Source organism: Micromonospora sp. CPCC 206060 (assembly GCF_036906895.1).
Lineage (GTDB): Bacteria > Actinomycetota > Actinomycetes > Mycobacteriales > Micromonosporaceae > Micromonospora.
The window spans coordinates 52523-73921 of the sequence record NZ_JBAKHU010000009.1 but is presented as its reverse complement, the minus strand read 5'-3'; the positions used below and the strand labels follow the sequence as shown (position 1 = coordinate 73921).

General features: G+C 71.7%; 21 protein-coding genes. 16 read left to right on the top strand and 5 right to left on the bottom strand.

What is annotated here, in order from left to right; all coding sequences use genetic code 11:
- Position 1 precedes the first annotated feature (1 nt).
- Positions 2 to 820, top strand: coding sequence for a shikimate dehydrogenase (locus V6U90_RS09815; RefSeq protein ID WP_334433704.1), 819 nt, complete (start codon positions 2 to 4; stop codon positions 818 to 820).
- A 119-nt stretch (positions 821 to 939) separates the two neighbouring features.
- Complete coding sequence (locus tag V6U90_RS09810; RefSeq protein ID WP_334433702.1) at positions 940 to 2823, top strand: glycerophosphodiester phosphodiesterase family protein; 1884 nt, start codon at positions 940 to 942, stop codon at positions 2821 to 2823.
- On the opposite strand, the gene V6U90_RS09805 is transcribed toward V6U90_RS09810, so the two are convergent.
- The gene (locus V6U90_RS09805; RefSeq protein ID WP_334433700.1) at positions 2824 to 3093 is read right to left on the bottom strand and encodes a hypothetical protein; all 270 of its coding nucleotides are present in this window, start codon (positions 3091 to 3093) and stop codon (positions 2824 to 2826) included.
- Positions 3090 to 3245, bottom strand: a complete 156-nt coding sequence (locus tag V6U90_RS09800; RefSeq protein WP_334433698.1) for a hypothetical protein — start codon at positions 3243 to 3245, stop codon at positions 3090 to 3092. The genes V6U90_RS09805 and V6U90_RS09800 overlap by 4 nt, the downstream gene beginning before the upstream one ends.
- A gap of 171 nt (positions 3246 to 3416) precedes the next feature.
- On the opposite strand from V6U90_RS09800, the gene V6U90_RS09795 reads away from it, so the two are divergent.
- The gene (locus V6U90_RS09795) at positions 3417 to 3659 is read left to right on the top strand and encodes a GntR family transcriptional regulator (protein ID WP_334433696.1); all 243 of its coding nucleotides are present in this window, start codon (positions 3417 to 3419) and stop codon (positions 3657 to 3659) included.
- 872 nt (positions 3660 to 4531) lie between these two features.
- Positions 4532 to 5266 (top strand): restriction endonuclease, encoded by a 735-nt coding sequence (locus V6U90_RS09790; protein ID WP_334433694.1) that lies wholly within the window; start codon positions 4532 to 4534, stop codon positions 5264 to 5266.
- A gap of 175 nt (positions 5267 to 5441) precedes the next feature.
- On the opposite strand, the gene V6U90_RS09785 is transcribed toward V6U90_RS09790, so the two are convergent.
- Positions 5442 to 6704 (bottom strand): cation:proton antiporter, encoded by a 1263-nt coding sequence (locus V6U90_RS09785; RefSeq protein WP_334433692.1) that lies wholly within the window; start codon positions 6702 to 6704, stop codon positions 5442 to 5444.
- A 161-nt stretch (positions 6705 to 6865) separates the two neighbouring features.
- Here V6U90_RS09785 and aroC point away from each other — a divergent pair, with 161 nt between their 5' ends.
- Together aroC and V6U90_RS09775 are read left to right on the top strand one after the other, a co-directional pair.
- Entirely contained in the window at positions 6866 to 8044 is a 1179-nt protein-coding gene (gene aroC, locus V6U90_RS09780; protein ID WP_334433690.1) for a chorismate synthase, read from the top strand.
- Positions 8041 to 8547: a shikimate kinase gene (locus V6U90_RS09775; RefSeq protein ID WP_334433689.1), complete on the top strand. Its 507-nt coding sequence runs from the start codon at positions 8041 to 8043 to the stop codon at positions 8545 to 8547. Before aroC ends, V6U90_RS09775 begins: the two co-directional genes overlap by 4 nt.
- Here V6U90_RS09775 and V6U90_RS09770 read toward each other — a convergent pair whose 3' ends face one another.
- Positions 8548 to 9285, bottom strand: coding sequence for an alpha/beta fold hydrolase (locus V6U90_RS09770; protein ID WP_334433687.1), 738 nt, complete (start codon positions 9283 to 9285; stop codon positions 8548 to 8550). It lies immediately after the preceding gene.
- Between the two features lie 84 nt (positions 9286 to 9369).
- On the opposite strand from V6U90_RS09770, the gene V6U90_RS09765 reads away from it, so the two are divergent.
- From V6U90_RS09765 to nusB, 5 genes are all read left to right on the top strand, one after another.
- Complete coding sequence (locus V6U90_RS09765; protein ID WP_334433685.1) at positions 9370 to 10386, top strand: helix-turn-helix transcriptional regulator; 1017 nt, start codon at positions 9370 to 9372, stop codon at positions 10384 to 10386.
- An 11-nt stretch (positions 10387 to 10397) separates the two neighbouring features.
- On the top strand, positions 10398 to 11474 hold the full coding sequence (aroB, locus tag V6U90_RS09760; protein ID WP_334433683.1) for a 3-dehydroquinate synthase: 1077 nt from the start codon (positions 10398 to 10400) through the stop codon (positions 11472 to 11474).
- On the top strand, positions 11471 to 11926 hold the full coding sequence (gene aroQ, locus V6U90_RS09755; RefSeq protein ID WP_334433681.1) for a type II 3-dehydroquinate dehydratase: 456 nt from the start codon (positions 11471 to 11473) through the stop codon (positions 11924 to 11926). Before aroB ends, aroQ begins: the two co-directional genes overlap by 4 nt.
- A gap of 66 nt (positions 11927 to 11992) precedes the next feature.
- The gene (efp, locus tag V6U90_RS09750) at positions 11993 to 12550 is read left to right on the top strand and encodes an elongation factor P (RefSeq protein WP_208814320.1); all 558 of its coding nucleotides are present in this window, start codon (positions 11993 to 11995) and stop codon (positions 12548 to 12550) included.
- Between the two features lie 23 nt (positions 12551 to 12573).
- Positions 12574 to 12984, top strand: coding sequence for a transcription antitermination factor NusB (gene nusB / locus V6U90_RS09745; protein WP_334433809.1), 411 nt, complete (start codon positions 12574 to 12576; stop codon positions 12982 to 12984).
- Positions 12985 to 13057: 73 nt separating this feature from the next.
- On the opposite strand, the gene bldD is transcribed toward nusB, so the two are convergent.
- On the bottom strand, positions 13058 to 13546 hold the full coding sequence (gene bldD / locus V6U90_RS09740) for a transcriptional regulator BldD (protein WP_208814321.1): 489 nt from the start codon (positions 13544 to 13546) through the stop codon (positions 13058 to 13060).
- Between the two features lie 283 nt (positions 13547 to 13829).
- Between bldD and pyrR the strand changes: the two genes are divergently transcribed.
- From pyrR to carB, 5 genes are all read left to right on the top strand, one after another.
- A complete protein-coding gene (gene pyrR / locus V6U90_RS09735; RefSeq protein WP_334433674.1) occupies positions 13830 to 14495 on the top strand; it encodes a bifunctional pyr operon transcriptional regulator/uracil phosphoribosyltransferase PyrR in 666 nt (221 codons plus the stop codon).
- Positions 14492 to 15412 (top strand): aspartate carbamoyltransferase catalytic subunit, encoded by a 921-nt coding sequence (locus tag V6U90_RS09730; protein WP_334433672.1) that lies wholly within the window; start codon positions 14492 to 14494, stop codon positions 15410 to 15412. The genes pyrR and V6U90_RS09730 overlap by 4 nt, the downstream gene beginning before the upstream one ends.
- Before the next feature lie 3 nt (positions 15413 to 15415).
- Positions 15416 to 16693 (top strand): dihydroorotase, encoded by a 1278-nt coding sequence (locus V6U90_RS09725; protein ID WP_334433669.1) that lies wholly within the window; start codon positions 15416 to 15418, stop codon positions 16691 to 16693.
- Between the two features lie 165 nt (positions 16694 to 16858).
- A complete protein-coding gene (gene carA / locus V6U90_RS09720; RefSeq protein WP_334433667.1) occupies positions 16859 to 18001 on the top strand; it encodes a glutamine-hydrolyzing carbamoyl-phosphate synthase small subunit in 1143 nt (380 codons plus the stop codon).
- Complete coding sequence (gene carB, locus V6U90_RS09715; RefSeq protein WP_334433665.1) at positions 17994 to 21347, top strand: carbamoyl-phosphate synthase large subunit; 3354 nt, start codon at positions 17994 to 17996, stop codon at positions 21345 to 21347. Before carA ends, carB begins: the two co-directional genes overlap by 8 nt.
- Positions 21348 to 21399: the final 52 nt, after the last annotated feature.

Sequence of the window (21399 nt, the reverse complement as noted above, 5' to 3'; positions counted from 1 at the left end):
GATGACCGCTGTGCGGCGGGCGGCGGTCCTTGGTAAGCCGATCGCCCACTCGCTCTCCCCGGTGATCCACAACGCCGGTTACGCGGCGGCCGGGTTGACCGGCTGGTCGTACACCGCGATCGAGTGCGCCGAGGCGGAGCTGCCCGGCCTGGTCGCCGGCCTGGGCCCGGAGTGGGCCGGGCTGTCGCTGACCATGCCACTCAAGGAGGTGGCGCTCGCGGTGGCCGACGAGGTCGCGCCGGTCGCGGTCGCCGCCGGTGCGGCCAACACGCTGGTACGCCGGCCCGACGGCTCCTGGTACGCCGACAACACCGACGTGCCGGGCATGGTCGACGTGCTCACCGGGGCCGGTGTGCGTACCGGCGGCACGGTGACCGTGCTCGGTGCGGGCGGTACCGCCCGGGCGGCCCTGGCCGCGGCCGCCCGGCTCGGTGCCGAGTCGGTGACCGTGGTGGCCCGCCGGGCGGCGGCGATCGAGGAGCTGCGTCCGATGGCCGCCACCCTCGGGGTGAAACTGGCCGGCGCGGACTGGGCCGACGCGACCGCGCACACCGGCGCCGACGTGGTGATCTCCACGGTGCCGAAGGGGGTGGCCGACCCGCTGGCCGGCTCGGTCGGCTGGCAGCCGGGGACGGTCTTCTTCGACGCGCTCTACGACCCGTGGCCGACCCCGCTCGCCGCCGCCGCGCAGGCTGCCGGGGTCCGGGTGGTCTCCGGGCTGGACCTGCTGCTGGCCCAGGCACTCGGCCAGTTCACCCACTTCACCGGGGTATCCGCGCCCCGGGCGGCGATGGCCGCCGCCCTGGCCGCCGCCCGCTGACCGCGGGTGTCCGGGCGCCAGGCCGGGGTGTCGGGGCCGCACCAGGCGTACATCCGCAGGTCGGTGACCTGTAACCCGCAGCGGGTCCACGGTTATGGTCTGGTCCTTAACCTCCTGGCATGTCGAAGTCCGCTGAACTGCTCCGGCGCCGTCCCCGGCCCCGGAGCATCGCCGCGCTGACCGCGCTTGCCCTCGCCGGCGGCACGCTCGCCGCCGTCAACCTGACCACCTCCGCCGCCGCCGAACCCGGTGACGTCATCGTCAACGAGAACTTCTCCAGCGGCACCCTGCCCGCCGGCTGGCGGGCGATCGACGGGGAGTGGAAGGTCGAGAACGGCCGGCTGCGTGGCGCCACCACCAGTGGCACCAAGAAGATCACCTTCGGTCGGCACCTGACCGACTTCCGCTTCGAGGCCACGGTACGGTTCGAGGCCGTCAACGAGGCCACCCGGTGGACCGCCCTCGGCCTGGATGTGCCGGCCGACGGTCGTACCCCGTGGTGGATCGCCACCATGCGCAGCGGCACCACGGCCGCCAACGGCCTGGAGTTCGCGCAGCTCACCACCGCCAACGCCTGGAACGTCACGAACACCGGTTCGGCGCCGTACCCGGCCGGCACCGGGCGGGACATCAAGGTCGCCATCGAGGTGCACGGCAACCAGGCCCGCTGGTTCTTCGACGGCCGGCAGTTGCTGCGCACCACCAGCCTGGCCCGGTCCGCCGACGGTGGTCAGGCGTTGATCGTCAACGGCAGCACCGTCTCCTTCGACGACGTCCGGGTCACCGAACTGCCGCCGAACGGGTTCCTCCGGCCGGCCGGCAGCCCGGTCACGGTGATCGCGCACCGGGGCGCCTCATCGGCCGCCCCGGAGAACACCCTGGTCGCCCAGGAGGTGGCCCGCCGGGCCGGCGCCGACTTTATCGAGAACGACGTCCAGCCCAGCAAGGACGGCATCCCGTTCGTGCTGCACGACGGCACCGTCGACCGCACCACCGAGGGCACCGGCTCGATCCGGAACCTGACCGCTGCCCAGCTCAAGGCCCTCGACGCCGGTTCCTGGTTCGCCCCGCAGTACACCGGCCTCCGGCTGCCCACCCTCGCCGAGCAGTTGGCCGACCTGCGTACCCGGGGCGGCAACCTGCTGCTGGAGATCAAGGGCGCGCACACCCGGGACGAGGTGGCGACAATCGTCGAGGTGATCCGGGCCGAGCAGATGACCGGTCGGGTCTTCGTCCAGAGCTTCGAGGTCGACGCGCTCCGGTACACCTACGAACTCGCTCCCGAACTGCCGATCGGTCTGCTGCGCGGCAGCCTGGACGCCGACCCGGTTGCGCTGGCGAAGGAACTGCACCTGACCGCGTACAACCCAGCCGCCGGGGCGCTGCTCGGCCGGCCGGGGATCGTCACCGACCTGCACGCCGCCGGGGTCGCGGTGATGGCCTGGACGGTCAACTCGGCCGTCCAGTGGCAGCAGCTTGAGCGGATCGGCACCGACGGCATCATCACCGACCGCCCGGCCGAGCTGGCCGGCTGGAACGCCGCGCTGATGCAGGGTGCCGCCGCCGAGCCGGCTGTGGCGATCGCCTCGCCGGTCGACCGGGCCGAACTGGACCGGGCCCAGCAGCCGATCCTCGCCGTGACCCGCGCCGCCGTCGACACGCTGACGGTCACCCTGGACGGCGCGCCGGTCGAGCCGGGCAAGCCGCTGGACCTGACCAAGCTGGCTGCCGGGGCGCACACCATCAAGGCCGAGGGGACCGGTCCGGCCGGTACGGTCTCGGCGACCGCCACCTTCACCGTGAAGGTGACCCGGGCCGGGCTCGCCCACCTCATCCTCAACTCGGGTGCCGACGCGCCCACCCTCCAGGTGCTGACCGCGCACCTGGCCGGTGGCCGGTACGCCGAACTCGCCGTGCACGCCGAACGGCAGGCCGGTCTGTCCCTCGACCGGGCGGTGGCCGCCACCATCGCCGCCGACGCCCGCGTCCTCGCCGCCAACTGATCACCTCTGCCGGTACCGGCCCGGGGCTGCCCGGGCCGGTACCGGCCTTTCCGCCCGGAAGGTCCGCAGACCCGACCTCTGGACGAAGACGGAGCGGCGGGCGACCGCCTCGCCGTTGGCCCTGATCTCGTACCCGTCGAGCCAGACCCACCCGTCGTAGGTGATCCAGTCCTGCTGCACCCGGATCAGCCGGAAGAGGATCGGCGTGACGAACTGGACGCTTGCCGCCCGGGTGAGGTGAAGGACGTCTCCGGCCCGCAGGTCGGTCATGTCCGTCGGCTCCGGCGCCAGGCGATGATCCGGGCCCGGGCAACGGCCACCCGGGGACACCACCCGTCGGGGCCGCACTTCGCGCAGCGGTTGTGGACGTGGAAGTCGAGGCAGTACCCGGCCAACTGCACCTCGAACGGCACCTCCCTCACCGCCGGGCTCCGTCTCCGGCTGGATTGAATCGCCAGACCCTCATCGGAAGCCTCCTGTTCCTGAGCGTGTACGGCCCACCGCAGAGGGTAAGTCAACTCGTTCAACACGTACAAGACGTCTAGGACGTACTGCAAGTATCGGCCGTCCTGGACGTTTGTGAAGGTGCGGAGATGGTCGATCCCATGAATCCGACGCCGCTCTACGTGCAGCTTGCCGACGTACTTGCTGCCCAGATCGGTGCAGGGGAACTGCGGCCGAGGCAGCCGTTGCCCAGTGAGACGCAACTACGCCAGACGTACGGGGTGGCGCGCGGGACGGTGCGGGCGGCGGTCGCACTGCTCAGAGAACGTGGGCTGGTGGTCACGCTGCCGCAACGGGGGACCTACGTGGCGGAGCCCGCGCCCGGCGAATAGCGGCCGGCGTAAGGGGACTGTTCGCCAGAGCTGCGGTTGTTCCTGGCTCCCAACGGGATGCGCCGGCAGGACGCCGCCCGCCCGCGCTTCCCGTTGGTGCCCCTGAGCCTCGCGGTTTCCAGGATGTCGGGGTGTCCCAGTGCGCGGGTCACCCCGACATCCTGGAAACCGAGTCGATCAAGGGACGCGGTGCCGGTCAACAGGAGCCGGTCACGAGCGGCGGCGGGGCCGGCGAACCCGGTCCGGCGTTCGGCGGGCGCGGCGATCGTGGGACACCTGGCGCAGCTTCTCGTGCCAGGCGGGTGTGGTCGCCGGGTCGACAATCCGAGCCACCGTGCGATCGGTCGACGACCGGCGGTGCTGAGGGCCGGGCACGTACGGGAAGATCGCGCTGTGCCACTCGCCGTTTCCGCAGGTTGCCGTCCCGCAGCCAGGCTTCTCGTAGGTGAGCCGCTGGCGTCTCAATCCTGTCTTTCTCACCGATTTCGGTGGGCTGGTCCGAAGGGCGGTCATGAGTTCCGAGGAGAAGAAACTCTGGAAGATCCAGATCGCGGTTCTGGCGACCCAGTAGGTTGCTGCCGTGAGCGACGCTGTCGGTCACGCAACGTGCCCCGACGATGATCATGCGGGCAGTTGCCCCGTCCCCTGGTTCCTCATCGTCACGGATGGCGACTCGCTGAGTCATCGGGAACGTCGCGACCTGGAGGAACTATTACGGATGCCGGACATGCCCGACCCCCCCCCAGAAGGCGCGTGAACTCGGCCGTCCTGGCGACGTGAGTGGTAGCTGTTGACGGGAAATTGACAGTTGTCAGTGGGAATGTCGTACCCGGGCGGGAGAATGCGGACTCGGCTCACCCTGGGGAGGCGAGGTGCACCGAGTCCGCTCGTACCGGCGCCGGGACGGCACCCGGGTCAGATCGCACCTGCGTAGATCGAGCGGTCGGTCCCGGGCCTCCGCCCGGCGTCGTCGCCCGACTCGGCGGGACAGCGGCGGCCTCGACTACCGGCTGCTGCTCGGCGCCTTCGTTGCCGTGCTGACCGTGGTCGTGGTGCTCGCGGTCGTCGAGTTCGTCCAGCGGCATCCGGTCTGGTCGGCGTTCATCGGTCTCGTCCTGGTGTCCGGCGCCGTGGCGGTGGTCCGGTTCATTCGTCGGGAGCAGGCCCGCCGGGCCGCCGAGCAGGCCGAACGGGACCGCCGCATCGGCGTCACCGACGCGATGACCGGTACGGAGTTCGAGCACTGGTTCGGCCGGCTGCTGGCGGCGTCGGGCTGTACCGGCGTCACGGTCTGCGGTGGGGCCGGTGACCGGGGCGCGGACATCCTGGCCACCGCGCCGGACGGCCGCCGGGTCGTGGTGCAGTGCAAGCGGCGCAGCCCCGGCAACCGGGTCGGTAGTGCGGAGATCCAGCGGTTCGCCGGCACCTGCCGCAGTGTCCATGGCGGCGACATCTGCCTGCTCGTGACGAACGGGTCGTTCACGGACGGCGACGGGTTGCTGCTGGCCCGGCAGCTCGACATTCTGCTGGTCGACCGGGCGGCCCTGGAGACCTGGGCGTACACCGGCAGGCCGCCGCTCGCCCTCGTCGCCCGGTGGCAGCCGTGAGCCACTCCGCCCGGTGGCAGCCGTGGGCCACTCCGCCCGGTGGCAGCCGTGGGCCACTCCGCCCGGTGGCAGCCGTGAGCCACTCCCTTCCCAGGATGTCGGGGCAACCGAGCGCCGGGTCACCCCGACCTCCTGGAAACAGTGTCGATCCATGAGCGGCACCACCGGACCTGGCCTACTCGTCGTTCAGGCGGCCCGGGCCGGGCTCGACGAGCCCTCGGTCCCGGCGGCGGGCGCGCCGGTCGGCTGACGCGCGTCGGAGCTTCTCGTACCAGGCGGGAGTGGTCGCCGGGTCGAAGATCCGGGCCACCACGACGTCGGTCGACGAGTGCGCGATGATCGACAGCACGATGGTCAGCGCGACCAGGTGGAAGATCTCGTCGCCGGCCGGGATGCCGGCCTGGAGCACCAGCAGGCCGTAGACCACCGAGGCGAAGCCCTTCGGCCCGAACCACATGGCGGCGAACTGCTCGGTCCGGCTCAGGTGCGCGCCGAGGAACGACACCGCCAGCGCCAACGGCCGGGCCACGATGATGGCCAGTACCGCGAAGACCCAACCCGGCCAGGAGATCTCGCCGAGGAACTCGATCGAGATCAGCGCGCCGAAGACCAGTAGCGCGGCCAGCTTGAACAGCTCGGCGATCAGCTCGCCGAAGTGCTCGAACGCCTCCCGCTGCCGGGAACCGAAGGTGGCCACGGTGATCCCGGCGGCGAACGCGGCGAGGAAGAGGTTGGCGTGGGTGACCATGCCCAGGGCCAGCACCAGCAGCCCGATCGCCAGCGCGTTGAGCGGCTCGTACTGCGTCGACGCGGAGAAGAAGCGCAGCTTCTCCAGGCGCAGCGCCAGCCACGGTACGGCCACCCCGATCACCACGCCGAGTAGCAGTTCGGTGCCCAGTTCGTCGAGGTGCAGGTCGTCCGAGCCGGCAGCGACGGCCAGGAAGAGGATCACGAACGGCAGGGCCAGCCCGTCGTTGATGCCGGACTCGACGTTGAGCAGGTGTCGCAGCCGGCCCGGTACCCGCTCGTTGCCGACCAGCGCCGAGGCGAAGACCGGGTCGGTGGGGGCCAGGACGGCACCGATCAGCAGCGCCTCCGGCCAGTCCAGCCCGACCACGTAGTGCGCCAGCAGGGCGGTGATCACCAGGGTGAGCGGCAGGCCCCAGCCGAGCGCCCGGCCGGGCAGCCGCCAGGCCGAGCGCAGGTCAGCCCAGCCGAGCCGCATGCCGTCGGTGAAGAGCACGGTGAACAGGGCCAGCTCGGCCAGGGTCGCCACGATCGGCGAGTCGGCGGTGATGTCCAGGACCCCGGTGGTCTCCGGGCCGAGGACGAAGCCGGCGACCAGGAACAGCACCGCGGTGGAGAGGATCGTGCGGTGCGCGAGGCTGGACACGAGTACGGCCAGCAGCAGGACCGCCGCGAATGCGAAGAGCAGCACCGGAACTCCCGGGATCAGGGGTCGACAAAGCCTCTGCCGACCAGACTTCCCGGCGCGCCGAGCCGATCGTAGAGGTTCCCGCAAGTGCCACCCGTGTCCGCTGGCCGGGACGGTACGGGCGCCGCGCGGCGGGCGGTGGTGGTCATGACAAACTGACCGCTGTGTTGCGTTGGCTGACTGCAGGTGAATCGCATGGTCCCGCCCTCGTCGCGCTCCTGGACGGAGTGCCGGCCGGAGTCGAGGTGACCAGCGAGGAGATCGTCCGCGAGCTGGCCCGCCGCCGGCTCGGCTACGGCCGGGGTGCCCGGATGTCGTTCGAGCGGGACGAGGTCGAGGTCATCGGCGGCCTGCGGCACGGGCGCACCCTGGGCAGCCCGGTGGCGATCCGGGTCGGCAACTCGGAGTGGCCCAAGTGGCAGACCGTGATGGCCGCCGACCCGGTGGACCCGGACGAGTTGGCCCGGCAGGCCCGCAACGCGCCGCTGACCCGGCCCCGGCCGGGCCACGCCGACCTGGCCGGCATGCAGAAGTACGGTCACACCGACGCCCGGCCGATCCTGGAGCGGGCCAGCGCGCGGGAGACCGCCGCCCGGGTGGCCGTCGGCACGGTGGCCAAGGCGCTGGTCCGGCAGACCGCCGGCATCGAGATCGTCTCGCACGTGGTGGAGTTGGGCCCGGTGGCCGCGCAGCCGGGGCTGCGGCCCCTGCCCGCCGACGCCGAGCGGATCGACGCCGACCCGATGCGCTGCCTGGACGCCGAGGCCAGTGCCCGGATGGTTGCCGAGGTCGACGCGGCGAAGAAGGACGCGGACACCCTGGGCGGGGTGGTCGAGGTGCTGGCCTACGGCCTGCCCCCGGGGCTGGGCAGCCACGTGCAGTGGGACCGCAAGCTCGACGCCCGGCTGGCCACCGCGCTGATGTCGATCCAGGCGATCAAGGGCGTCGAGATCGGCGACGGCTGGTACCAGGCCCGGTCCCGGGGGTCGGTCGCGCACGACGAGATCGCGCCCACCCCGGACGGCGTCCGGCGGCTCACCGACCGGGCCGGCGGCCTGGAGGGCGGCATCACCACCGGTGAACCCCTGCGGGTACGCGCCGCGATGAAGCCGATCTCCTCGCTGAACCGGGCACTGGGCACGGTGGACGTCACCACCGGTGAGCCGGCCACCGCGATCAACCAGCGCTCGGATGTCTGTGCGGTACCGGCGGCGGGGGTGGTCGCCGAGGCGATGGTGGCGCTGGTGCTGGCCGAGGCGGTGACCGAGAAGTTCGGTGGCGACTCGGTCGCCGAGATCCGCCGTAACGTCGCCGGCTACCTCGACAACCTTCTCATCAAATGAGCCGGCCGGTCTGCGTGCTGGTGGGCGCCCCGGGCTCCGGCAAGACCACCGTCGGGCAGTTGCTCGCCGGGACACTGGGTGTGGAGTTCCGGGACACCGACCACGACATCGAGGCGATGGCCGGTAAGCCCATCCCGGAGATCTTCGTGGACGAGGGCGAGGCGCACTTCCGTACCCTCGAACGGGCGGCGGTGGCGGCGGCGCTGGCCGCCCACCCGGGGGTGCTCGCCCTCGGCGGCGGTGCGGTGCTCGCCGAGGAGAACCGGGCCGCGCTGGTCGGCCACACCGTGGTGCACCTGTCGGTGGAGCTGACCGACGCGGTGAAGCGGGTCGGCCTGGGCGCGGGTCGGCCGCTGCTGGCGATCAACCCGCGCGCCACCCTGAAGTACCTGCTCGACCAGCGCCGACCGCTCTACGCCGAGGTGGCCACCGCGACGGTGGTCACCGACGGGCGCGAACCGGACGACGTGGTCGCCGAGATCGTCGCCCTGCTGCGGGATTGATCACCGCGGACTGTCCCGGGCGATCACGTCCAGGGTGTCGACCAGCCCGGCCGGTTCGCTGAGCATCGGCCAGTGCCCGGTGGGTAGCCCGTGCAGGTCGGCGCCGGCCGGCCCGGCGAAGAACGGGTGCCCCTGGTCGATCATCTCCCGGGCCACCTCCACCGGGAAGGTGCAGGCGATCAGGGCGACCGGTACCGGCAGCCGGTCGGCGCGGCGCAGCGGGTCGGTGGCGGTGCGCAGCGGTTGCGGCGTGGACCGGGCCCGGAGCAGGGCCAGTGCGGTGTCGTCGAGACCGGCCAGATTCCCCGGGTCCTGATCCGGCTCCCAGGTCGGCGGCGGCAGCAGGTGACCGTCGCCGATCAGGCGGCGCAGCCGCTCCTGCTCCTCCGGCGGGTTGGTGTCGAACTGCGCCATCCCGTCCGGCAGCGGACCGCTCTCCAGGTAGACCAGCCGGGCGATCCGCTCCGGCATCCGTTCGGCGGCCTGGGTGGCCGGCAGCCCGCCGCCGGAGTGCCCGACCAGGAGTACGTCCCGCAGGTCCTCGGCGTCGAGCAGCGTGCTGATGTCCCTCGTGTGTGTCTCCAGGGTCACCTCCGGGCCGGCCAGGTGGGCCCGGTCGGCCAGGCCGGTCAGGGTCAGTGGGTACACCTCGTGCCCGCGTCCGCGCAGCCCGGCGGTGACCTCCCGCCACGCCCACGCGCCCAACCAGAAGCCCGGTACCAGTACGAACGTCGCCATCTCGGTGCTCTCCCTGTCGCTGTGCGGTAGGGGAACCGTACGATCGAATCCGGACGGGATCCGCCCGGTTAAGGAGTGTGTCTGGTGTCACATCCGGCTGGCCGGGTGCTCGGCATGCTGGAACTGCTCCAGAGCCACCACCGGTTGTCCGGCGCCGAGCTGGCCCGCCGGCTCGGCGTCGACGAGCGCACCGTACGCCGGTACGCCACCACCCTGGTCGAGTTGGGTATCCCGGTACGCGCCGACCGGGGCCGGTACGGCGGCTACCGGCTCGGCCCCGGCTTCAAGCTGCCTCCGCTGATGTTCACCGACGACGAGGCGGTGGCCGTGGTGCTCGGTCTGGTCGCCGCCGAACGCCTCGGTCTCGGTACCGACCAGCCGGCCACCGCGCTGGCGCTGGCCAAGATCAGTCGGGTGCTCCCGGTCGCGCTCGCCGACCGGCTCGCCGCCGTCCAGTCCAGTCTCGGGTTCACCCTGCGCCGGACCGGGACCGTCGACCGGCCGGCCACCGGCATCCTGCTCGCCCTCGGTGCGGCGACCCGTGCCCGGCACCGGGTCACCATCGGTTACCGGTCCTCCGGCGGTACGCCCACCCGACGGACCGTCGACCCGTACGGGCTGGTCTTCCACGCCGGCCGGTGGTACCTCACCGGACACGACCACCTCCGGGGTGAACTGCGCACCTTCCGGTTGGACCGGATCGACACGGCCGACCCCGGCCCGGGAAGCTTCACCATGCCGGCCGACTTCGATCCGGTGGCCCAGGTGACCCGCTCCCTGGCGAACGTGCCGTACCGGTGGGAGGTGGTGGTGCTGCTGGAGACCGACCTGGCCACCGCCCGCCGGCGGGTACCGCCCAGCGTGGCCGAGCTGACCGGGGTGGACGGCGGGGTGCTGCTGCGGGCGTACGCCGAACGCCTGGACGGGATGGCCCAGCTGCTCGCCGGACTCGGCTGGCCGTTCACCGTCCGGCGGCCCGACGAGCTTCGGGGCGAGGTCGCCACCTGGGCCGCCCGGCTGGCCGGCTTCGCCGAGCGGGGGACTGCTCCGGTGGCGGCCGGTGGTGGGACGGAGACCGGTGATCCGGGCGGGGCCGGCTAGGCTCACTGCCGATGGACGAGGTGACCCGCATTCCGGTCGGCGGCGAACGGCCGTACGACGTACTCGTCGGGCGTGACCTGCTCGACTCCCTGCCCGCACTGCTGACCGGGGCGACCCGGGCGGCCGTCCTGCACGCGCCCCCGCTGCGGGAGCTGGCCGACGGCATCGCCGCGCGGCTCGGCGCCGCCGGCATCGAGCCGCTGCTGATCGAGGTACCGGACGCCGAGGCCGGCAAGCAGATCGACGTGGCGGCGCACTGCTGGGACCGGCTCGGCGCAGCCGGCTTCACCCGTACCGACGTGGTCGTCGGGGTGGGCGGCGGCGCGGTCACCGACCTGGCCGGGTTCGTCGCGGCCTGCTGGCTGCGCGGGGTGCGCTGGGTGCCGGTGTCCACCTCGCTGCTCGGCATGGTCGACGCGGCGGTGGGTGGCAAGACCGGCATCAACACCGCCGCCGGCAAGAACCTGGTCGGCGCGTTCCACCCGCCGGCCGGGGTACTGGCCGACCTGGCGACCCTGGACAGCCTGCCCCCGGCCGACCTGGCCGCCGGGCTGGCCGAGGTGGTCAAGTGCGGGTTCATCGCCGACCCGGTGATCCTCGACCTGGTCGAGTCCGACCCGGCGGCGGCGACCGACCCGACCTCGCCGGTGGTCCGGGAGCTGATCGAACGGGCGGTCCGGGTCAAGGCCGACGTGGTCTCCGGCGACCTGCGCGAGTCCGGGCTGCGGGAGATCCTCAACTACGGCCACACCCTGGCCCACGCGATCGAGAAGGTCGAGGGGTACCGGTGGCGGCACGGCCACGCGGTCAGCGTCGGCACGGTCTACGCCGGTGCGCTCGGCCGCCTGTCCGGCCGGCTGGACGAGGCCACCGCCGCCCGCCACCGCACCGCGATGGCGGCGCTCGGGCTGCCCACCGGGTACCGGGCCGACGCCTGGCCGGACCTGCTGGCCGCGATGCGGGTGGACAAGAAGGCCCGCGGTGCCCGGCTGCGTTTCGTGGTACTCGACGGGCTGGCCCGGCCGGGGATCCTGGACGGGCCGGAGGACGAGCTGCTGCACGCCGCCTTCCAGGAGATCAGCTCATGAGAAAGGTGTACGTCCTCAACGGGGTGAACCTGGGTCGGCTCGGTACCCGGCAGGTCGACGTCTACGGGGTGACCAGCTACGCCGACCTGGTGTCGCGCTGCGAGTCCACCGGGCGGGAGCTGGGGCTGGACGTCACCGTCCGGCAGACCGACGCCGAGCACGAACTGGTCGGCTGGCTGCACGCCGCCGCCGACGAACAGGCGCCGGTGGTGCTCAACCCGGCCGCCTGGTCGCACTACTCGTACGCGGTCCGGGACGCCTGCGCGCTGCTGCGTGCCCCGCTGGTCGAGGTGCACATCTCCAACATCCACGCCCGGGAGTCGTTCCGGCACCACTCGGTGGTCTCCGCGGTGGCCACCGGGGTGATCTGCGGTCTGGGCGTGGACGGCTACCGGCTCGCCCTGCGCCACATCGCCGGCCTCGCCGGTGAACCGGCTGGTTCCGGCGCCTGACAGCGTGGATCCGGTGAGCTAGTAGACTTGCCAGGTCTGTCCGCCAATTGAAGATCAAGGCAGGAAATGGCCACCACCAACGACCTCAAGAACGGCCTGGTGCTCAACCTCGACGGCGAGCTGTGGGCCGTCGTGGAGTTCCAGCACGTCAAGCCCGGCAAGGGCGGCGCGTTCGTGCGCACCACGCTGAAGAACGTGCTCTCCGGCAAGGTCGTCGACAAGACCTTCAACGCGGGGACCAAGGTCGACACCGCCACCGTCGACAAGCGCACCATGCAGTACCTCTACGCCGACGGCGAGGACTTCGTCTTCATGGACCTGGAGACGTTCGACCAGATCACCGTGCCCGGCGGCACGGTCGGCGAGGCCGCCAACTACCTGCTCCCCGAGGCCGAGGCGATCGTCGCCACCCACGAGGGCGTGCCGCTCTACATCGAGCTGCCGACCAGCGTGGTGCTGGAGGTCACGTACACCGAGCCGGGTCTGCAGGGCGACCGGTCGACCGGTGGCACCAAGCCGGCGACGGTCGAGACCGGCGCCACCGTTCCGGTGCCGCTCTTCATCACCACCGGTGAGAAGATCAAGGTCGACACCCGCGACGGCCGTTACCTCGGCCGAGCCTGATGGCCGAGGGTCCCAAGCAGCAGATGCCGGCGCGCCGCAAGGCGCGTAAGCGGGCACTGGACGTCCTCTACGAGGCCGACCTGCGGGACCGGCCCCCCGTCGAGGTGCTCGCCAGCTACCTGGACCGCATCGAGCGGCCCCGCCCGGAGCACATCGGCTACACGGTCAGCCTGGTCGAGGGGGTCGCGGCCCACCTGTCCCGGATCGACGAGGTGATCGCCAGCTACACCGAGGGCTGGACGTTGGACCGGATGCCGGTGGTCGACCGTAACCTGGCCCGGATCGCCGTCTACGAGTTGCTCTACGTCGACGAGATCGACGATGCGGTGGCGATCACCGAGGCGGTCGAGTTGGCCCGGCAGATGTCGACGGACGACTCCCCGCGCTTCCTCAACGGGGTGCTCGGCCGGATCGCCGAGTACGCCACCCGCTGACCGCGACACTGTTGAAGGGGCCCGCGCCAACTGGCGCGGGCCCCTTCACGTGTGTCCCGGCGGACGCTGGACCTCAGGAGGCGAAGAACGCCCGCGGGTCGGCGACCAGCACACCGTGCTCGGTGAGCCGCTCGATCAGGCCGGACGGCGAGGCGTCGTAGACGATCGCGAGCGCCCGCAGGTCGTCGGCGCGGATGGAGAGCACGCGGCCGTTGTAGTCACCCCGCTGCTGCTGGATGGCCTTGGCGTAGCGGGCGACGTAGGCCAGCTCCTCAGAGCCGTCGTCGTACAGCCGCTCCAGGTCCAGGACGATCTTGTTGGTGGGCTCGTGCCGCACCCCGCTGCCGTCGGGCAGCAGCTCCGAGACGGGTACGCGGTAGAAGTCGGCCAGCTCCGCCAGGCGGGAGACGGTGACGGCGCGGTCGCCGCGCTCGTACGAGCCGACCACGACCGCCTTCCATCGCCCGTTCGACTTCTCCTCCACCCCTTGCAGGGAGAGCCCCTGCTGCTGGCGGATGGAACGCAGGCGGGCGCCCAGCGACTTGGCGTATTCAGAGGGCATTCGGACACTCCCAGTGCTGCTCGGGGTTCTCGCAGGTATCGCTACGGAGCGTGACGGTACGGGGATTGCGACACGTGGTCAAGTGTTCATGACCCACCTGTCCGGAAGAACATGGAAAGTTATCCGGTTTCCTCCGTACCTGACCCGGTGATCAGTGACCCGCCGCAGCAGGTGCTCTGACCACTGGTAACGTGGCCGGGAGCCCCGATCGGGACCGGACCGGCCCGATCGCATCCGACATCCTTTAACGACCCGTCCCGTGAGGCGGGGAAGGAGGTCCGCCGTGGCCTACCCGCAGGCCGCCCAACCCCCGGTGCCTTCCGGCACCGCTGACCAGGTGGCCCAGCCACCGTCCGTAAAGGTGATTCTGACCAGCGCTGACGTCCAGCGCGTGGTGGACCGGATCGCCCACCAGATCCTGGAGAAGACCCAGGGCGCTGCGGACACCGTTCTGCTCGGCATCCCGACCCGGGGGGCGCCGCTGGCCCGCCGGCTGGCCGACCGGATCAACGCCTTCGAGGCCGTCGACGTACCGGTCGGTGTGCTCGACATCACGCTCTACCGCGACGACCTGCGCCGGCACGCGACCCGGAAGGTCGGCCCGACCCAGGTACCGCCGGGCGGCATCGACGGCAAGCGGATCGTCCTCGTCGACGACGTGCTCTTCTCCGGCCGGACCATCCGGGCCGCTCTGGACGCGCTGAGCGACCTGGGTCGGCCCAGTTCGGTGCAGCTCGCCGTGCTGGTCGACCGGGGCCACCGGCAGTTGCCGATCCGGGCCGACTACGTGGGCAAGAACATCCCGACCGCGCTGTCGGAGAACGTCCGGGTCACCCTCGCCGAGACCGACGGCGTCGACGAGGTCCGGCTCTTCGGGGTGGGCTCGGTGAGCGCGAGGAGCGAGCTTGCGAGCCCCGCAGTCGCGAACGAAGGGTGGGCCCAGCCATGATCAGACACCTGCTCTCCGCCGCCGATCTGGACGCCGACACCGCCACCCTGATCCTCGACACCGCCGCCGAGATGGCCACCGTGGCGGGCCGGGAGGTCAAGAAGCTGCCCGCGCTGCGCGGCCGGACCGTGGTCAACCTCTTCTACGAGGACTCCACCCGGACCCGGATCTCGTTCGAGGCGGCGGCGAAGCGGCTCTCCGCCGACGTGATCAACTTTTCGGCCAAGGGGTCCAGCGTGGCCAAGGGCGAGAGCCTGAAGGACACCGCGCTGACCCTCCAGGCGATGGGGGCCGACGCGGTGGTGGTCCGCCACCCCGCCTCCGGCGCCCCGCACCGACTGGCCGACTGGGTCGACGGGTCGGTGGTCAACGCCGGGGACGGCACCCACGAGCACCCCACCCAGGCACTGCTCGACGCGTACACGATGCGCTCCCGGCTGGGCCGGCTCGCCGGACTCTCCGTGGCGATCGTGGGGGACGTGCTGCACAGCCGGGTCGCCCGGTCCAACGTGCTGCTGCTGTCCACCCTCGGCGCGAAGGTCACCCTGGTCGGTCCGCCGACCCTGATCCCGGTCGACATCCCGACCGCACTCGCCCCCGGTACCCAGGTCTCCTACGACCTGGACGCGGTGCTGCCCGACGCCGACGTGGTGATGATGCTGCGGGTGCAGCGGGAACGGATGGGGGACTCCTACTTCCCGTCGGCCCGCGAGTACGCCCGCCGTTACGGGCTGGACGCGACCCGGATGCGTCGGCTGGCCGAACACGCCATCGTCATGCACCCCGGCCCTATGAACCGGGGCATGGAGATCTCCCCGGAGGTCGCCGACTCGCCCCGCTCCACGATCGTCGAACAGGTCACCAACGGGGTCTCCGTCCGGATGGCCGTCCTCTACCTGCTCCTCGGGGGGAAATAACCCGTGCCCACGTACCTCATCAAGGGGGCCAGCGTCGTTGGCGCCGCCCCGACCGACCTGCTCATCCGTGACGGCGTGGTGGTCGAGACCGGCCGTGGTCTGGACGCCGCCGGTGCGCTGACCGTCGACGCGGACGGGCTGGTCGCCCTGCCCGGTCTGGTCGACCTGCACACCCACCTGCGCGAGCCGGGCCGGGAGGACGCCGAGACCGTCGAGTCCGGTTCCCGGGCCGCCGCGCTCGGCGGCTACACCGCGGTCTTCGCGATGGCGAACACCTCCCCGGTCGCCGACACCGCCGGTGTGGTCGAGCAGGTCTGGCGGCTCGGCCGGGAGGCCGGGCTGGTCGACGTGCAGCCGATCGGTGCGGTGACCGTCGGGCTGGCCGGTGAGCACCTGGCCGAGTTGGGCGCGATGGCCAGCTCCGCCGCCGGGGTCCGGATCTTCTCCGACGACGGGTTCTGCGTGGCCGACCCCCGGCTGATGCGCCGCGCCCTGGAGTACGTCAAGGCGTTCGACGGGATCATCGCCCAGCACGCCGAGGAACCCCGGCTGACCGAGGGCGCCCAGATGCACGAGGGGGAGGTCTCCACCCGGCTCGGGCTGACCGGCTGGCCGGCGGTCGCCGAGGAGGCGATCATCGCCCGGGACGTGCTGCTCACCGAGCATGTCGGCAGCCGCCTGCACGTCTGCCACGTCTCCACCGCGGGCAGCGTCGAGGTGCTGCGCCAGGCCAAGGCCCGGGGGATCCGGGTCACCGCCGAGGTGACCCCGCACCACCTGCTGCTGACCGACGAGCGGGCGGTCAGCTACGACCCGGTCTTCAAGGTCAACCCGCCGCTGCGTACCGCCGCCGACGTCACCGCACTGCGCACCGCACTGGTCGAGGGCGTGATCGACGTGGTTGCCACCGACCACGCCCCGCACGGGGTGGAGGACAAGGAGTGCGAGTGGGCGTACGCCCGGCCCGGCATGCTCGGGCTGGAGACCGCACTGTCGATCGTGCTCGACGTGCTGGGCCCGCAGTGGGACCTGATCGCCGAGCGGATGTCCCGCAGCCCCGCCCGGATCGCCGGCCTGACCGGGCACGGCGTCGACCCGGCGCCGGGCGTCCCGGCGAACCTGACCCTGGTCGACCCGGCCGCCCGGCGGACCGTCGAGCCGTCGGAACTGGCCAGCCGCAGCCGCAACACGCCGTACGCCGGCATGGCGCTACCCGGTCGGATCGTCGCCACCTTCCTGCACGGCGAACCGACCGTCCTCGACGGAAAGGCAGTCCGGTGAGCGCGAGGAACGCAGCGCAGCGGAGCGCAGACGTAAACGGAAAGGTGACGCGGTGAGCGCGAGGAACGAGCTTGCGAGTCCCGCAGTCGCGAACGGACAAGGTGACAGGGTGAGCGCGAGGAACGAGCTTGCGAGTCCCGCAGTCGCGAACGGAAAGGTGACTCAGTGAGCAGGCGCAGATCCGCGATCCTCGTCCTGGAGGACGGGCGGACGTTCCACGGCGAGGCCTACGGCAGTGTCGGGGAGACCTTCGGCGAGGCCGTGTTCAACACCGGGATGACCGGTTACCAGGAGACCCTCACCGACCCGTCCTACCACCGGCAGGTGGTGGTGCAGACCGCGCCGCACATCGGCAACACCGGGGTCAACGGCGAGGACGACGAGTCCGGCCGGATCTGGGTGGCCGGGTACGTGGTCCGCGACCCGGCCCGGATCGGCTCGAACTGGCGGTCCTCGGGCGGGCTGGAGGACCGGCTGGCCGCCGAGGGTGTGGTCGGTATCAGCGGGGTCGACACTCGGGCGCTGACCCGGCACCTGCGGGAGCGGGGCGCCATGCGGGTCGGGGTGTCCAGCCTGGACGACGACCCCCGGGCCCTGCTGGCCCGGGTCCGCCAGTCCCCGCCGATGGTGGGCGCGAACCTGTCCGCCGAGGTGACCACCGCCAAGCCGTACGTGGTCGAGGCGGAGGGGGAGCACCGGTACACGGTGGCCGCCCTGGACCTGGGCATCAAGCGCAACGTGCCGCGCCGGCTGGCCGCGCGCGGGGTGACCACCCACGTGCTGCCCGCGTCGTCGACGATCGAGGATCTGCTCGCCACCGGGGCGGACGCGGTCTTCTTCTCACCCGGCCCGGGCGACCCGGCCACCGCCGAGCACCCGGTGGCGCTGGCCACCGAGGTGCTGCGCCGCCGGATCCCGCTGTTCGGTATCTGCTTCGGCAGCCAGATCCTCGGCCGGACGCTCGGCTTCGGCACCTACAAGCTCGGGTACGGCCACCGGGGGGTCAACCAGCCGGTGCTGGACCGGGCCACCGGCAAGGTCGAGGTGACCAGCCACAACCACGGCTTCGCGGTCGCCTGGCCGGGTACCGAGCCGGGTGCGGTGGTGCCGGACCAGGTCGTCCAGACCGACTTCGGCGGGGTCCAGGTCAGTCATGTCTGCCTCAACGACAATGTGGTCGAGGGGCTGCGGGCACTGGATGTGCCCGCGTTCACCGTGCAGTACCACCCGGAGGCGGCGGCCGGCCCGCACGACGCGGACTACCTGTTCGACCGCTTCGCGGAGTTGATTGAGGGTAAGAATGCCTAAGCGGACCGATCTGAAGCACGTCATGGTGATCGGCTCCGGGCCGATCGTCATCGGCCAGGCCTGTGAGTTCGACTACTCCGGCACCCAGGCGTGCCGGGTACTGCGCGGCGAGGGGCTGCGGGTCAGTCTGGTCAACTCCAACCCGGCGACCATCATGACCGACCCGGAGTTCGCCGACGCCACCTACGTCGAGCCGATCACCCCGGAGTTCGTCGAGCTGGTCATCGCCAAGGAACGGCCGGACGCCCTGCTGCCCACCCTGGGCGGGCAGACCGCGTTGAACACTGCGGTCGCCCTCTACGAGGCGGGCGTGCTGGACAAGTACGGCGTCGAGCTGATCGGCGCGAACATCGACGCGATCCGGCGCGGTGAGGACCGGCAGCTGTTCAAGGAGATCGTGGCCAAGGCCGGGGTCCGGGCCGGGTTCGACGACCCGTCGAACCTGGTGCCGCGGTCCCGGGTCTGCCACTCCATGGACGAGGTGCACGCCACGGTCGCCGAACTGGGCCTGCCGGTGGTGATCCGCCCGTCGTTCACCATGGGTGGGCTGGGTTCCGGGATGGCGCACACCACCGAGGACCTGGAGCGGATCGCCGGCAGCGGCCTGGCCGCCAGCCCGGTGCACGAGGTGCTGATCGAGGAGAGCGTGCTCGGCTGGAAGGAGTACGAGCTCGAACTCATGCGGGACCGCAACGACAACGTCGTGGTGGTCTGCTCGATCGAGAACGTCGACCCGATGGGCGTGCACACCGGGGACAGCGTCACCGTGGCGCCGGCGATGACCCTGACCGACCGGGAGTACCAGCGGCTGCGCGATCTCGGCATCGCGGTGCTGCGGGAGGTCGGGGTGGACACCGGTGGCTGCAACATCCAGTTCGCGGTGAACCCGGCCGACGGCCGGCTGGTGGTCATCGAGATGAACCCCCGGGTGTCCCGGTCCTCGGCGCTGGCGTCGAAGGCGACCGGCTTCCCGATCGCCAAGATCGCCGCGAAGCTGGCCATCGGCTACACCCTGGACGAGATCCCCAACGACATCACCCTCGCCACCCCGGCCGCGTTCGAGCCGACCCTGGACTACGTGGTGGTGAAGATTCCCCGGTTCGCGTTCGAGAAGTTCCCCGGCGCCGACCCGGAGCTGACCACCACCATGAAGTCGGTGGGCGAGGCGATGAGCCTGGGCCGTAACTTCACCGAGGCGCTGAACAAGGCGATGCGCTCGATGGAGACCAAGGCCGCCGGGTTCTGGACCCAGCCGGACCCGGCCGGGGCCACCCTGGAGAACACTCTCGACGCGCTGCGCGTACCGCACGACGGCCGGCTCTACACGGTCGAGCGGGCGCTGCGGTTGGGCGCCACGATCGGCCAGGTCTGCGCTGCTTCCGGCGGGATCGACCCGTGGTTCCTGGACCAGATCGCCGCTCTGGTCGAGCTGCGCGCGGAGATCATCTCTGCGGCTGTCCTCGACGCCGACCTGCTGCGCCGGGCCAAGCGGGCCGGGCTGTCGGACCGCCAGTTGGCGGCGCTGCGCCCGGAACTGGCGGCCGAGGACGGGGTACGCACCCTGCGGCACCGGCTCGGTGTCCGGCCGGTCTACAAGACGGTGGACACCTGCGCCGCCGAGTTCGCCGCGAAGACGCCGTACCACTACTCGTCGTACGACGACGAGACCGAGGTGACCGGCTCGGACCGGCCCAAGGTGCTGATTCTCGGCTCCGGACCGAACCGGATCGGGCAGGGCATCGAGTTCGACTACTCCTGCGTGCACGCGGTGATGGCGTTGCGGGCGGCCGGCTACGAGACCGTCATGATCAACTGCAACCCGGAGACCGTCTCCACCGACTACGACACCGCCGACCGGCTCTACTTCGAGCCGCTGACCTTCGAGGACGTCCTGGAGGTCGTGCACGCCGAGGACACGTCCGGGCGGGCGGCCGGCGGGCCGGGCGTGGTCGGGGTGGTCGTGCAGCTCGGCGGGCAGACCCCGCTCGGCCTGGCCCAGCGGCTCAAGGACGCCGGGGTACCCATCGTCGGCACCTCCCCGGAGTCGATCAACCTGGCCGAGGACCGGGGCGCGTTCGGCGCGGTGCTGGGCCGGGCCGGCCTGCGGGCCCCGGCGCACGGCACCGCCACCTCGTACGACGAGGCGAAGGCGATCGCCGACGAGATCGGCTACCCGGTGCTGGTCCGACCGTCGTACGTGCTCGGCGGCCGGGGCATGGAGATCGTCTACGACGACCCGACCCTGCGGGCGTACATCGGCCGGGCCACCGACATCTCCCCGAATCACCCGGTGCTGGTCGACCGGTTCCTCGACGACGCCATCGAGATCGACGTGGACGCGCTCTGCGACGCCGACGGTGAGGTGTACCTCGGCGGCGTGATGGAGCACATCGAGGAGGCCGGTATCCACTCCGGGGACTCCTCCTGCGCGCTGCCGCCGATCACCCTCGCCGGTTCGCACCTGGCCGAGGTGCGCCGGTACACCGAGGCGATCGCCCGGGGCGTCGGGGTGCGGGGCCTGCTCAACGTGCAGTACGCGCTCAAGGACGACGTGCTCTACGTGCTGGAGGCGAATCCGCGGGCCTCGCGTACCGTGCCGTTCGTCTCCAAGGCCACGGCGGTGCCGCTGGCCAAGGCGGCGGCCCGGATCGCGCTCGGCGCCACCATCGCCGAACTGCGGGCCGAGGGGCTGCTGCCGGCGACCGGGGACGGCGGCTCGTTGCCGGCCGAGGCGCCGATCGCGGTGAAGGAGGCGGTGCTGCCGTTCAAGCGGTTCCGTACCCCCACCGGGGCCGGGGTGGACTCGCTGCTCGGGCCGGAGATGAAGTCCACCGGTGAGGTGATGGGCATCGACGTCTCCTTCGGGCACGCCTTCGCCAAGTCGCAGTCGGCGGCGTACGGGTCGCTGCCCACCGCCGGCAAGATCTTCGTGTCGGTGGCCAACCGGGACAAGCGTGGCATGATCTTCCCGATCAAGCGCCTGGCCGACCTCGGCTTCGAGATCGTCGCCACCGCCGGCACCGGTGAGGTGCTGCGCCGGTACGGGATCGCCTGCGAGCTGATCCGCAAGCACTACGAGACCGGTGCGGGGGAGGACGCGGTCTCGCTGATCCTGGGCGGGGACGTCGCGTTGGTGATCAACACCCCGCAGGGCTCTGGGGCGAGTGCCCGCTCCGACGGGTACGAGATCCGCAGCGCTGCGGTGACCGCGGACATCCCGTGCATCACCACGGTCCCCGGTGCGGCCGCCGCGGTGATGGGCATCGAGGCCCGGATCCGGGGTGACATGACCGTCCGGCCGCTCCAGGAGCTGCACGCCGCGCTGCGTGCGGCGGCCGCCCGGTGACCCCGCCCGCCCCGACCCCCCGCAGCTCTCCCCGCCGGGCTCCCGGCAGCTC

Bases quoted from the DNA above. Each gene is read 5' to 3' on its own strand.
- nusB (WP_334433809.1), top strand. From the start codon at position 12,574: ATGCCGGCGCGCCGCAAGGCGCGTAAGCGGGCACTGGACGTCCTCTAC.
- V6U90_RS09775 (WP_334433689.1), top strand. From the start codon at position 8,041: ATGAGCCGGCCGGTCTGCGTGCTGGTGGGCGCCCCGGGCTCCGGCAAG.
- aroQ (WP_334433681.1), top strand. From the start codon at position 11,471: ATGAGAAAGGTGTACGTCCTCAACGGGGTGAACCTGGGTCGGCTCGGT.
- V6U90_RS09805 (WP_334433700.1), bottom strand. From the start codon at position 3,093: ATGACCGACCTGCGGGCCGGAGACGTCCTTCACCTCACCCGGGCGGCA.
- V6U90_RS09810 (WP_334433702.1), top strand. From the start codon at position 940: ATGTCGAAGTCCGCTGAACTGCTCCGGCGCCGTCCCCGGCCCCGGAGC.
- aroB (WP_334433683.1), top strand. From the start codon at position 10,398: ATGGACGAGGTGACCCGCATTCCGGTCGGCGGCGAACGGCCGTACGAC.
- V6U90_RS09795 (WP_334433696.1), top strand. From the start codon at position 3,417: ATGGTCGATCCCATGAATCCGACGCCGCTCTACGTGCAGCTTGCCGAC.
- bldD (WP_208814321.1), bottom strand. From the start codon at position 13,546: ATGCCCTCTGAATACGCCAAGTCGCTGGGCGCCCGCCTGCGTTCCATC.
- V6U90_RS09770 (WP_334433687.1), bottom strand. From the start codon at position 9,285: ATGGCGACGTTCGTACTGGTACCGGGCTTCTGGTTGGGCGCGTGGGCG.
- carB (WP_334433665.1), top strand. From the start codon at position 17,994: ATGCCTAAGCGGACCGATCTGAAGCACGTCATGGTGATCGGCTCCGGG.
- V6U90_RS09815 (WP_334433704.1), top strand. From the start codon at position 2: ATGACCGCTGTGCGGCGGGCGGCGGTCCTTGGTAAGCCGATCGCCCAC.
- efp (WP_208814320.1), top strand. From the start codon at position 11,993: ATGGCCACCACCAACGACCTCAAGAACGGCCTGGTGCTCAACCTCGAC.
- V6U90_RS09730 (WP_334433672.1), top strand. From the start codon at position 14,492: ATGATCAGACACCTGCTCTCCGCCGCCGATCTGGACGCCGACACCGCC.